General features: G+C 64.0%; 11 protein-coding genes and 2 pseudogenes. 2 read left to right on the top strand and 11 right to left on the bottom strand.

The genetic code is table 11. From position 1 onward, the window contains the following. From EOA23_RS25685 to EOA23_RS25665, 5 genes are all read right to left on the bottom strand, one after another. Nucleotides 1-793: HPr family phosphocarrier protein (locus tag EOA23_RS25685; RefSeq protein ID WP_127306201.1), on the bottom strand; the 793-nt coding region annotated here is incomplete at its 3' end. A 48-nt stretch (nt 794-841) separates the two neighbouring features. Beyond that, nucleotides 842-1,222, bottom strand: coding sequence for a PTS glucitol/sorbitol transporter subunit IIA (locus EOA23_RS25680; RefSeq protein WP_127306200.1), 381 nt, complete (start codon nt 1,220-1,222; stop codon nt 842-844). Nucleotides 1,223-1,250: 28 nt separating this feature from the next. After that, nucleotides 1,251-2,255 (bottom strand): PTS glucitol/sorbitol transporter subunit IIB, encoded by a 1,005-nt coding sequence (locus EOA23_RS25675; RefSeq protein WP_127306199.1) that lies wholly within the window; start codon nt 2,253-2,255, stop codon nt 1,251-1,253. A gap of 15 nt (nt 2,256-2,270) precedes the next feature. Continuing rightward, on the bottom strand, nt 2,271-3,038 hold the full coding sequence (locus EOA23_RS25670; protein ID WP_041008501.1) for a PTS glucitol/sorbitol transporter subunit IIC: 768 nt from the start codon (nt 3,036-3,038) through the stop codon (nt 2,271-2,273). A gap of 52 nt (nt 3,039-3,090) precedes the next feature. Further along, a complete protein-coding gene (locus tag EOA23_RS25665; protein WP_042643996.1) occupies nt 3,091-3,528 on the bottom strand; it encodes a transcriptional regulator GutM in 438 nt (145 codons plus the stop codon). A 188-nt stretch (nt 3,529-3,716) separates the two neighbouring features. Here EOA23_RS25665 and EOA23_RS25660 point away from each other — a divergent pair, with 188 nt between their 5' ends. Both EOA23_RS25660 and EOA23_RS25655 read left to right on the top strand, forming a co-directional pair. Beyond that, nucleotides 3,717-4,358 (top strand): hypothetical protein, encoded by a 642-nt coding sequence (locus tag EOA23_RS25660; protein ID WP_127306198.1) that lies wholly within the window; start codon nt 3,717-3,719, stop codon nt 4,356-4,358. 88 nt (nt 4,359-4,446) lie between these two features. Further along, entirely contained in the window at nt 4,447-5,121 is a 675-nt protein-coding gene (locus EOA23_RS25655; protein ID WP_127306197.1) for an HAD family phosphatase, read from the top strand. 1 nt (nt 5,122) lies between these two features. On the opposite strand, the gene EOA23_RS25650 is transcribed toward EOA23_RS25655, so the two are convergent. From EOA23_RS25650 to EOA23_RS25625, 6 genes and pseudogenes are all read right to left on the bottom strand, one after another. Then, complete coding sequence (locus EOA23_RS25650) at nt 5,123-6,301, bottom strand: DUF930 domain-containing protein (protein ID WP_127306203.1); 1,179 nt, start codon at nt 6,299-6,301, stop codon at nt 5,123-5,125. A gap of 138 nt (nt 6,302-6,439) precedes the next feature. Beyond that, nucleotides 6,440-7,855, bottom strand: coding sequence for a pyruvate dehydrogenase complex dihydrolipoamide acetyltransferase (locus EOA23_RS25645; RefSeq protein WP_127306196.1), 1,416 nt, complete (start codon nt 7,853-7,855; stop codon nt 6,440-6,442). A 3-nt stretch (nt 7,856-7,858) separates the two neighbouring features. After that, nucleotides 7,859-8,856: pseudogene (locus EOA23_RS25640) on the bottom strand (alpha-ketoacid dehydrogenase subunit beta). Beyond that, a complete protein-coding gene (locus EOA23_RS25635; RefSeq protein WP_127306195.1) occupies nt 8,856-9,884 on the bottom strand; it encodes a thiamine pyrophosphate-dependent dehydrogenase E1 component subunit alpha in 1,029 nt (342 codons plus the stop codon). The pseudogene EOA23_RS25640 and the gene EOA23_RS25635 overlap by 1 nt, the downstream one beginning before the upstream one ends. Before the next feature lie 2 nt (nt 9,885-9,886). After that, nucleotides 9,887-11,215 (bottom strand): NAD(P)H-dependent oxidoreductase, encoded by a 1,329-nt coding sequence (locus EOA23_RS25630; protein WP_127306194.1) that lies wholly within the window; start codon nt 11,213-11,215, stop codon nt 9,887-9,889. 253 nt (nt 11,216-11,468) lie between these two features. After that, nucleotides 11,469-11,546 (bottom strand): annotated as a pseudogene (locus EOA23_RS25625) (YbaK/EbsC family protein); the annotation flags it as partial.

Raw genomic sequence — 11,546 nt, 5'->3', positions numbered from 1 at the left:
TTTCAGCGCGGTCGACGACCATTATCTCAATGCTCGGGCCGACGGCATGGACATCGTCGGCCCGAGCATTGAGATAATGGTCGTCGACCGCGCTGAAATCGGCGGCGATGGTGGCCGCGGCCGCGATGACCGCTGAGACCGCGTCGTCGCCGCCCTTGATCAGCCTTTCGACCTCGCCGGTTAGGCTGTCGTCGGCGGCGATGTCGCGCAGCGCTGCGACGATGCCGCGGTCGCCGGCGGAGAGATTGTTCTCGGCAAGCGTGCGGTCCATGCGCGCCTGGACGCTGGCGACGGCGCTGCGGAAGCGCTCGAGCTCGCCTTCGATCTCACCGGCCTGCAGGTGCCTGCCCGGCCCCTGGATCTCCGGCGGGAAATGGGCGAAGGCCGGCCCGACCGCCACGCCCTCACTGGCGGCTACGCCCTGGAGTTTCGGCGTTCCATCCGCCGATGCTGCAGCCGGTTCCACGGGCTCCGACGCCAGTGCGACGGCTGCGGTTTCAGAGCCGCCCTCACCCGCTTCGCTCTCGTCGTCGAGACCGGCGCGCGGATTCTCCAGATAGCCGATCAGCGCCTCGATCGCCTCGATGGCGTCGGCGCCGTTGGCGCGCACGGTGACTTCCTGGTTTTCCTTGACCGCCAGCAGCATCAGTTTGACCGAGCTCTTGGCGCTGACCGCCTTGCCGTCCTTGACCAGCTCGACATCGGATTCGAAACCCTTGGCGAGTTTTACGAACCGCGTGGCGGGACGGGCGTGCAAACCTTCGTGCACTCTGACGATGGTCGAGCGTTCCATGGCAATACTCTAGGTTTGGGCGCTTATCGACAGACAGCGCGGATATTATCAGGCGGCGATGGTGATGACAGCGCCCGGTGTGAGCGCCGCCACGAGCGCTCCGGTATCGACCTCGGATGCGCAAACCTCGCCCGGCCTTTCGGCCTCGGATGCTCCGTTGAAGGAGATCACGACATGACCCATCTCGCGGACTTTGCTCCAGGCCGTGGAACCGACCGCCGTTATCGTCGCCGAGACCGGCCCAAGTGTGATGGAGGCGCCTGTTGCCGGCGCATCGTCGCTCGGGCCTTCCTCCGTCTTGTGCAGCACGGAGACCTCGGCCAGTTCGGGAGGCGCGCCATCCGCGAACAGGATGAGCACGCCGCCCTCGGCGAGGTCCGCCACTTCGGGTCCAATTGCCGTGACCCGTGTCTTGAGAAGAACCGACATATGGCGAACCTCGTTTTTTACTGATGTTTTAGAACACGATCAGGGACACGACCCATGCGATCAGCACGGAGACCGGGCCCATGATCTGGCGGCTGATGAGCACCGCCGGCACGCCGATTTCGATCGTCTTCGGCTTGGCCTCACCGAGTGCCAGACCGACGGGAACGAAGTCGCAGCCCACCTGGGTGTTGTAGGCAAACAACGCCGGCAGCGCCATTGCGGGCGAGATGGTGCCGTTGGCGATCTGCGGGCCGATGATGGCGACGCCGATGACCTGGGCGATGACCGCGCCCGGCCCCAGGATGGGCGACAGGAACGGCAGGCCGCAGATGGCCGAGATGATCAGCAGGCCGACAATGTTGTTGGCCAGCGGACCCATCGGCTGCGCCAGCACGTCACCGATGCCGGTATAGAGGATGAGGCCGATCAGCATGGTCACGAAAGCCATGAAGGGCAGCACGTTGCGGACGACTTGGTCGATGGTGCGGCGGCCGGAGTTGAAGAAGATGCCGACCACGCGGCCCATGACGCGGCCGATCGAGCTGATCAGGCCGATAAGCCCGCCTTCGCTCGGCAGCGGCTCGGCCGCCCTGGCTGTGGTGTTGTTGCTTGAACTCATCGATGCTGCTCCCCCCGCAGTGGTGACCGCTTCGGATCCGTCCGCCATTGCGACATTGGCCGGCTTCACGCCCGAAACGTAGATGTCTTCCGTGATGAACTGGGCGAGCGGACCCGCCTGGCCGACCGGCGTCAGATTGACGGTCGGGATACGCTTGCGCGGGTAGACGCCGCAGCGCGCGGTGCCGCCGCAGTCGACGACGACGACCGCCATCTCGCTTTCGATCGGCGGCGACTTGAAGCCGTCGACGGCCTGGGCGCCGGTCATGTCGGCAATGAGCTGCGCCACTGGATGGATGCCGCCGCCCGTTACCGACACGACCTTGTTGCGCTGCTCGGTCGGCTCGATGACCAGGGGGCCGCCCCAACCGGTGGAGCCCCTCGAGATCTTTACTGCCTTGTATGTCTTGGCCATGGTGTCCTCCCGCCCTTAGAGCTCGACGCCCTGGCGGCGTGCCATGATGGCCGTGATGCGCTCGGTCAGGATGCCTTTCAGCAGGATGACGACGAGGCCGACGATGGCGTACCAAATGGCCACCTTCACGTGATAGCCATTGGCGATGACGCCGCGCTTCTCGAGGTCGAGCAGCGCCACCAGCATGCCCCCCCAGACGAAATATTCGCCCGGGTTGATATGTGGGAAGAGGCCGAGCGGCGGATGAACATAGGACACTGCCGCGTCATAGAAGGCAGGCTTGTGCTTTTCTTCCAGAAAGGAGCCGAAGGTATAGGCCATCGGGTTGGTGAGGAAGAACACCGAGAGCACAGGCAGCACGGTGTAGCGGGTCAGCGCGATGCGGCCGGCGCCACGCGCCAGACCGTGGACGCGCTCCTCGCCGACCAGCTCGGTGACGGCGTAGAAGGCCGTCATCAGCACGACAAGGGTCGGGATGATGCCGGTGACGAAGCCGGCGAACACTTCGCCGCCCTTCTGGAAGATGCCGATGAAATATTTGCCGATCGCAGTCAGCCAGCCGAGCTGCTCTTCCTGCTGCACATTCTTCAGCTGTTCCTTGAGCTGATCGGCGGTGACCGGCGCGTTGTCGGTCGTGGCCTGCGCCAGGACCACGAGATGATCGGTGGCATGCTCGACGCCGAGCTTGCCGTGCCAGGCAGCATCCGAGACCATGGTGCCTGCGACATGCAGGTTGTGCACCGCGAGGTCCGCATGCTGCGCTAATAGTGTAATTACAGACATTTCTCCTCCTTATTACCCCTGCCGGTCATTCCCAGCCGGCTGCCGGCGTCGTTTAAGCCCTTGCTATGTTCAAGCCGGCCAGGCCCGGCTTCTTCCCCGGCTCCGACCGTGCGCGGTCGATCTGCTCGATCGCCCGTTTCACAGCCTCGGCCACACCGGGTTCCCCCTCCCCCATGATCGCAGGGTTGGACCGGAGTCGATCGAGGGGGATGCCCTCGAATTCTTCATGTCGCTTGAACTTGGTCAGCACCGAACGGCCGCTCATGACCATCATGCGGCGCACGATGAGATCCGGCGTCACGACGATGAGCGCGATGGTGCCCTTGGCCAGGCGTCCGCGGAAATTGCCCGCGCCGACGAAACCGTCCTTGTACTGGCTGGTGACGCCTTTGAAGACATCCGAATAGTGCCGCATCTGCAGCCAGACGCCCAATGATTGCAGCGCCCATACAACAAACAGCAGAAGCAGTGCCCACTGCCAGATCGCCATTTCGGTCTCCTCCCGATTCTCTTCCTCCGGCACATATTGGACGGAGGAGAGATGACCCGAAAGTGAGAACATTTGTTTCCTCGAATGTCAACATGTATTATATTAGCGACCATAACGCTCCACAGCCGAACGGCCGATTTCGGCATCGGCGGCGCTGTGCTAGCCTGTTGTCAAACGGGATGTGAGACATGGACCTGCCCTTCAGGCACGAACTGGCGCTTATGCCGGACCTTCGCCACCGGCTGCGGCAGCTGCGCTGGTTCCGCGCCACCTTCCGCAGCAGCGCGAAGGTGGTGTCCGAGACCTTCGGCGTGCGCTTCGAGATCGACGAGGCCAAGCTGACGCGCGCCTTCCTCGACTGGATCGAGGTCATGGAAGCGCAGAAGCGATTCGCTGATGTGGATCGCGCGGACTTCATCGTCTTCGCCGCCGGACTCGTGCTGCGCGAGTTGATCCGGCAGGCGCCGGCGCGGGAGGTCTCAGGTCTGAAGGAAATGATCGAGACCGAGGCAAATGCCGGCACGGCGGAAATCGTGCGCTTCTGGCCGGAAGGTTTCCTCTATACCAACTACTGCGTGTCGGCGATCCTAGCCGTGCACGAGCAGGAATTCGGCGCCGCGCCCAGCATCGACAAATGCGCCGACGACCTGCGCACCTGGTGGTCGTACCGCGAGAACGCAACGGAAATGCCCGCCTATGCCGTAGCCTTCCTCGACCGCTTCCTCGGAGCCGAGCCCAACTGGCTCACACCCGACCGCGCCCAGTCACGCCAGGCCATGCAGCGCGCGCTCGGTTCTTCGCCGGTCAGCGAGGCGTTGCGCCAGCTTTGAGCCGCTGGAGACGTAATCACCCGCTATTGAACATCTGACTTTTTATCGATAGCGATGTGCCCATTGGCACAGAGGCCGGGAGAAGCGCGTGGCGCAAACCAGACTGATGATTTTCGATTGCGACGGCGTTCTCGTCGACAGCGAACCGTTGGCCGCCAAGGCTTACGAGCGCGTCTATGAGAAGCACGGCATGCCGGGCGTGCATGGCGGCATCATCGCGCAATGCATCGGCATGAAGCAGGCCGACATCATCGTGAAGATCAAGGAACTGACCGGCCACCAGTTCCCCCCGGCGGCCGATGGCGACATCTGGGCCGAGACCAAGTTGCTCTTCTCCGAGGAGTTGAAGCCGACGCCGGGGATCACGCCATTCCTCAACACGCTTGCCGGAAACCGTTGCGTCGCCTCGTCGTCCTCGGTCGAGCGCATCAACCACAGTCTGTCGGTGACGGGATTGTCGCGCTTCTTCGGCGAGGCGATCTTTTCCTCCTCGATGGTGAAGAACGGCAAGCCAGCGCCCGACATCTTCCTCTACGCCGCCGAGAAGATGGGCGCGAAGCCGCCCGACTGTATCGTGGTCGAGGATTCGCCTTTCGGCGTTCAGGGCGCGGTGGCTGCCGGCATGATCGCGATCGGCTATACCGGCGGCGGTCATACCTATCCCGAGCATAGCGCGCGGCTGAAGGCTGCAGGCGCCGATTTTGTCTGCGCCGACTGGCATGAGGTTGCCCGGCAGTTGGCGGAGCTCGGCGTGCCGGCTTAAGCTAGCGGAGACTGGGGAAGCGACGCCGGGTCCAGTCCCCCGGCGGGACCAATCCCCCTACACGGAAGTTGAAGGATAGGACCCTCGTCGCATCGGCGTCGACCTCGCAGCGGAAGCTCAGATCGTACCATTGGGTTGTCGTGCTGAAGGCGGCCTGCGGAGGGTTGAGAACATTGCCCTGCTTCAGGGGGATGGTCGGCAGCCATTTCGGCGCGTAGTCGGCACTTTGCAGTTCCTGGTTCAGGACGTTGGCGCAAAGATTGGCGATGCGTTGATCGCGCGGCACGTTCTCCATCGAGCTCGTAGCCTGCATATTGCCGGTCGCACCCGGCGAGTAAAGTTTCCTGACGCCCGGCAGGCCGGAATAGATCGGCGCTCCCGCAGCCGCGCTGTCGGCTGGATTTGATCTCCCTGGGTTCAAGCTTGGCGCTCTCAAAGCTCTTGCGGATTTGAACTTCATCGCCTTGGAAGGCTTAGGCTTTGCCTTTTCGGCCGAGGATGGAGGCGCGGGCTTGTCGCCTGACTCGGCCGTCAATGGCTTTAACGGCACGGCCGCTTGCTGCTCGGTGGTTTGCGGCGGCGTCTCTTGTTTGTCGGTCTGCTGCTTGTCGGCATCCTTAGTGGTTTGTTTCTCCTCGCTTTGCGCGGGTTTTTCGTCCGACGCTGCGGTTGCCGGCTTCTCTTGAGCCTTATTGGAATCCGGCTGCTGCTGCTCGGGCGTTGCAGGCGAAGCGGGCTGGCCGGGCGCGGGCTTCGGCGCGACCGGCGGCTTCGCGGGCTCATCCTGGGTCGGCGATGGCGCGTTGGCCGGAGCGCTGCCCCCGTTCAGAGATTTCTCCGGGCCGGTATCCTTCTCGCCGTACTGGAAAACGCGCTTCAGAACCGGGATGTCCTGCGGCTTCGGCGGCTGCGGAGGTGGTGGCCGCGGAGCCGGCTGCTCAGGCGGCTTTTCGACCTTCTGTTCAGGTTTCGGCTCCGGCGGCTTCGGAGCGGGCTTTGGCTTTGGCTGTTCCGGCGGCGGCACGATCGCGACATTGACCGGCTGTTCCTGCTGGTCCGGCTGTTGCTCGGGTCTCGGCAGGCCAAAGAACAGGAACGCTGCAATCAGGACATGCAGGAACAGCGATGCGGCCAAGGCCCATCGCCAATTCCGAAACCATTCCCGCATCTTGCCGTTCATTGCGCCCGATGTGGAACGAAATAGCGGCGGCTTCAAGCACCGGGCCGGGATTTGCGCGAGCTGCCGGCCTGACAAGTCGGTGATCGCAGGGCCCCGTGGCGTAAGATCAAGCCGGATCAAGGGCCTGCGGGAATTGGCTTACACCAGCATGCTCATCGGGTTTTCGATCAGGCGCTTGAAGGCGCCGAGCAATTCCGCGCCGAGCGCGCCATCGACCGCGCGATGGTCGGTGGACAAGGTCACCGACATCACGGTGGCAATCTTGATCTCGCCCTTCTTCACCACCGCGCGCTCCTCGCCCGCGCCGACCGCCAGGATCGTCGCATGCGGCGGGTTGATGACGGCGGCAAAATCCTTGATGCCGAACATGCCGAGGTTCGACACCGCCGTCGTGCCGCCCTGATACTCTTCCGGCTTCAGCTTGCGGCTGCGGGCACGGCTGGCCAGGTCCTTCATCTCGTTGGAGATGACCGACAGCGTCTTTTCATCGGCATGGCGAATGATCGGCGTGATCAGGCCGCCGGGGATCGACACGGCGACGCCGACATCGGCATGCTTGTGCTTGATCATGGCGTTGTCGGTCCAGGAGGCGTTCGCATCCGGCACCGCCATCAGCGCCATCGCCATCGCCTTGATCACCATGTCGTTGACCGAGAGCTTGTAGGCCGGAACCTCGCCCTTGTCGGTCTTCCTCATCGGGGCGGAGGCATTGAGCTGCGTGCGCAGCGCCAAGAGCGCGTCGAGCTCGCAGTCGAGCGTCAGATAGAAATGCGGGATGGTGGACTTCGCCTCGACCAGACGGCGCGCGATGGTCTTGCGCATGTTGTCATGCGGCACGAGCTCGTAGGAGCCTTCGGCGAAAAGACGCAACACGTCCCCCTCCTCCTTGAGGGGAGGGTGGCCGGCCGAAGGCCGGTCAGGTGGGGTCGGTTCAACTGGGCTCGACTTCAGGGCGGAGCCTTCTGAGGCGACCCCCTCCGTCCGCTTCGCGGACACCTCCCCCTCAAGGGGGGAGGAAAGTGCAGCCTCAACGTCGGCGCGCACGACACGGCCGCGCGGACCGCTGCCTGCTATGGCCGAGAGGTCTAGATTTGCCTCACGGGCCAAGCGTCGAGCCAAAGGCGTGGCTCGGGCAGACCCCTGCGATTGGCCGATCTCCCCCCTCGTGGCCGAGATGCCCGGCAGGCCAGAGGGGGGCGCGAAGGAACGAGACATTGGCGGGACAGCGCCCTTCTCTGTCGACTGCGTCGACATCTCCCCAACTTGGGGGGAGATTGAAGCCTTGTTCTGCGTCGTCTCTGCCTCATAAACCTCGTCGTCGGCATAGATCCAGGCAACGGGTTCGCCCACCGGAATGTCGACGCGCTCCTTGCCTGTCACGTTGCGCAGCGTTCCGCTGGCCGGCGCGTCGATCTCCATCGCCGCCTTGTCGGTCTCGATCTCGAAGAGCACGTCACCCTTCTTGACGCGAGCGCCTTCCTCGGCGAACCAGCGCGAGATCTGGCCGGTCGCCATGTCCATGTCGACCTTGGGAAGAATGACTTCTGTCGGCATCGCTCAGCGGACCCCTTTCACGAGGTCGCGGGCGGCGCGATGATGTCGGGAACCTGCGGCACGGTCGCCTTCTCCAGGTCCGGATTGTAGGGAATCGGCGTCTCGGCGCCGCCCAGGCGCACGATCGGCGCATCGAGATAATCGAAGGCCTCGCTTTCGGCGACGAGCGCGCTCACTTCCGCGCCGATGCCGAGCGTCTTCACCGCCTCGTAGACGCAAAGCAGGCGCGAGGTCTTCTTCACGCTGTCGATGATGGTCTGCCTGTCGATCGGGCGGATGGTGCGCAGATCGACGACTTCGATGTCGATGCCCTCGCCTTCCAGCGCCGCGGCGGCGTCGAGCGCCTTCTGCACCATGATCGATGTGGCGACGATGGTGAGGTCGCGGCCCTCGCGGCGGATCTCGGCCTTGCCGATCGGCACCGTGTAGTGGCCTTCCGGCACATGGCCCTTCATCTTGTAGAGCAGCTTGTGCTCGAAGATCATGACCGGATCCGGATCGGCAACGGCGGCCAGCAGCATGCCCTTGGCATCGTGCGGTGTCGCCGGCTGGATCACCTTGAGGCCAGGCACATGGCCGAGCCAAGCCTCCAGGCTCTGGCTGTGCTGCGCAGCGGCACCCGTGCCGGAGCCGGCAGGGAAACGCATCACCACCGGCACTGAGACCTCGCCGCCGAGCATGAAGCGCATCTTGGCCGCCTGGTTGACGATCTGCTCCATGCCGAGCGTGGCGAAATCCGAGAACTGGAATTCGAAGATCGGCCGCATGCCGGTGACGGCCGCGCCCACCGCGACGCCCGCGCCGCCCAGTTCGGAAATCGGCGTGTCGATAACCCGGTCGGTGCCGTAGCGCTCGACCAGGTCGCCGGTCACCTGGAAGGCGCCGCCATAGACGCCGATGTCCTCGCCCATCAGGAAGACGCGCTCGTCCATGTCCATGGCGATGGCCATGGCTTCCTGGATCGCCTGGGCGTAACTCAGTTCACGCACCGCGGCGTCCATCACGCATGCTCCGTGTAAACATAGTTCTCGAGGGTGGCGATCTCCGGCGCCGGGCTCGCCTTGGCGAACTCGATGCCGTCGGCGATCTCCTTGGCGACCGCATCGCGGATCGCCTCAATGCCCTGGTTGTCGATGAATCCGAAATCGCGCAGCTCCGTCTCGAAGAGCGTGATCGGATCGCGGTTCGCCATCCAGTCCTCGATCTCTTCCTTGGTGCGGTAGCGGTTGCGGTCGCTCTTGGAATGGCCGCGATGACGGTAGGTCTTGGACTCGATCAGCGTCGGCCCCTCGCCGGCGCGCGCCCGCTCGACCGCCTTGAAGGATGCCTCGGCCACCTCGGAGAAGATGTTGCCGTTGACGATGACGCCCGGCATCGAATAGGCGGCCGCCCGTTCGGCGATGTTCTTCACCGCGGTCGAGCGCGCCGTCGAGGTCGACATGCCGTAGCCGTTGTTCTCGCACACGAAGATCACCGGCAGCTTCCAGATCGCCGCCATGTTCAGCGCCTCGTGAAAGGCGCCTTCATTGTTGGCGCCGTCGCCGAAGAAGGAGACGACCACCTTGGCGGTCTTCATCCTCTTGGATGAAAGTGCTGCGCCCACGGCGATCGGAATGCCGCCAGCAACGATGCCGTTGGCCCCGAGATTGCCCTTGGCGACATCGGCGATGTGCATGGAGCCGCCCCTGCCCTTGCAGTAGCCGGTGGTCTTGCCGAAGAACTCGGCGAACATGCGGCTGACCTCGGCACCCTTGGCGATGCAATGGCCATGGCCGCGATGCGTCGAGGTGATCTGGTCATCCTCGGCGAGCGGCATGCAGATGCCCATGGCGCTCGCTTCCTGCCCGATCGACAGGTGCATGGTACCGTGGATGAGGCCGCGCATGTAGCACTCTTCCGCGCCCTCTTCGAAGCGGCGGATGAGGTACATCTTGTGAAGCACCTGTCTCAGCTGCTCGGGACTGTACTGGCGATAGACGAAAGGCAGGTTGGCCCGGCTATCCATGACGGCTTTGCTGGCTCCGGCCATGATCACGCCTCCACGGTTCCGTAGACGAGCTTGTCCTGGCGGGCGCGCAGCTCGGCGATCTTCGAGCCCGGCGCGGGCGCCGCATTGGCGTAGGTGATGAGTTCGCCCTTCTTGATGGGTGCGGTGACCGAGCCGCCCTGCAGCAGGCCGCAGGGGATGGCACGCGCCGCATGGGCTTCCGGCGCCGTCATGATCCAGGCGCGGTAGCAATACTCGCCGATGGCATCGAGCTTGTCGCCGGGCTTCAGGTCCTTCTTGGCGACGGCGCAGACCTCGGCGACCGGCTTTGCCAGCGGCACCATGTCGGCCTTGCCGTAGAGCACGACGCGGGCGCAGGTCAGCGGCACTTCCAGCGAGGTCAGGTGATAGGGGCGATGGAAGGTGAAGTACGGGCCCTTGCCCATCTTCAGGTCTTCCATGCGCTCCGAGATGCGCGGATGCGACATGTCGGCCACGACGAAGACGCCCGGCGCCACGCCCTTGCCGATCGAATAGTCGACGACGCCGACCTTCGACAGCACGCCGCCGTCCTTCTGAGGCACCAGCACCTTCGACAATTCGCCGAGCGTGGCCGCCGGGCCGTGCATGCCCGGCTTGTCGGGCACCAGCCCGGTCGCGTTGGCGATCGCCGCCATCTCGACCATGGTCTTCGAACCATCGACGAATTCGACCAGCATCCGCACATTCATGTGGCGGCGCTTCGCCTCCTCCTCATAGTCCGGAGGCGTGGCGTCGATGTTGAGCGGGTTGTTCTTGCCCTTGCCGGCGGCAACGATCGGATGGCCCATGGCGGAGACGAACTCGATCAGCTCCATGCAGGAAGACGGCTCGTCGCCGGCGCCCAGGGAATAGGTGACGCCAAGCCGGTCGGCCTCGGCCTTGAGATAGGCGCCGATGGTAACGTCCGCCTCGACATTCATCATCACCAGGTGCTTGCCGTGCTCCATGGCGCGCAGGCCGATCTCGGCGCCGACGGCCGGAACGCCGGTCGCGTCGATCACGACGTCGATGAGGTCATTGCCGATGACAAGGCTGGAATCGTTGGTGACAGCGATCTTGCCCGCCTCCATGGCAGCGGTCATGGCCGAGGCGTTGGAAACCTCTCGCGCGTGTCCGGTTTCCTGGAAAGCAATGTCGACGGCCTTGCTGGCCGCCGGCAGGTTGAGTTCGGAAATGGCGCCGATCTCGATGCCGGACATGTGGGCAACGCGGGTGACGATGTCGGTTCCCATTTCGCCTGAGCCGATGAGGCCGATGCGGATGGGCTTGCCGGACTTGCCGCGTTCCTCGAGATCCCGGGCAAGGCCCGTCAACGAAATATTGGAAGCCATGCCGCTTATTCCTCCCATATCGCATGCTATTTGATTGCTTGACGGGTATTGAACATATGTATTTCTGTCAAGACTAATGTCCAACTCTTTGGCCGTTAGTCGACGCTTTTCGGATTGGTCGAGGCGCGGCCGCGAAAGGCATGGACCATGTGCGCCGCCATCAAACCGAATGCGAGCGTGCGCCTGCGGCCGAATGCCGACGAAGTGCGCTCGACGGACCTCAAACCGCAAGGAGATATCTAGGCGGTAATTGTTACTGGCAAACGTCGACCCATATGGCGCCGACCAGATCGGCCATGCGCTGCGGCGTGATGCGCACAGCGGCGTTGGT

It is taken from the genome of Mesorhizobium sp. M2A.F.Ca.ET.042.01.1.1 (assembly GCF_003997405.1).
GTDB lineage: Bacteria > Pseudomonadota > Alphaproteobacteria > Rhizobiales > Rhizobiaceae > Mesorhizobium.
The sequence above is the reverse complement of the archived record's forward strand: the minus strand, read 5'-3'. Positions and strand labels throughout refer to the sequence as shown.

Bases quoted from the DNA above. Each gene is read 5' to 3' on its own strand.
- EOA23_RS25680 (WP_127306200.1), bottom strand. From the start codon at position 1,222: ATGTCGGTTCTTCTCAAGACACGGGTCACGGCAATTGGACCCGAAGTG.
- EOA23_RS25675 (WP_127306199.1), bottom strand. From the start codon at position 2,255: ATGGCCAAGACATACAAGGCAGTAAAGATCTCGAGGGGCTCCACCGGT.
- EOA23_RS25670 (WP_041008501.1), bottom strand. From the start codon at position 3,038: ATGTCTGTAATTACACTATTAGCGCAGCATGCGGACCTCGCGGTGCAC.
- EOA23_RS25665 (WP_042643996.1), bottom strand. From the start codon at position 3,528: ATGGCGATCTGGCAGTGGGCACTGCTTCTGCTGTTTGTTGTATGGGCG.
- EOA23_RS25660 (WP_127306198.1), top strand. From the start codon at position 3,717: ATGGACCTGCCCTTCAGGCACGAACTGGCGCTTATGCCGGACCTTCGC.
- EOA23_RS25650 (WP_127306203.1), bottom strand. From the start codon at position 6,301: ATGAACGGCAAGATGCGGGAATGGTTTCGGAATTGGCGATGGGCCTTG.
- EOA23_RS25645 (WP_127306196.1), bottom strand. From the start codon at position 7,855: ATGCCGACAGAAGTCATTCTTCCCAAGGTCGACATGGACATGGCGACC.
- EOA23_RS25635 (WP_127306195.1), bottom strand. From the start codon at position 9,884: ATGGCCGGAGCCAGCAAAGCCGTCATGGATAGCCGGGCCAACCTGCCT.
- EOA23_RS25630 (WP_127306194.1), bottom strand. From the start codon at position 11,215: ATGGCTTCCAATATTTCGTTGACGGGCCTTGCCCGGGATCTCGAGGAA.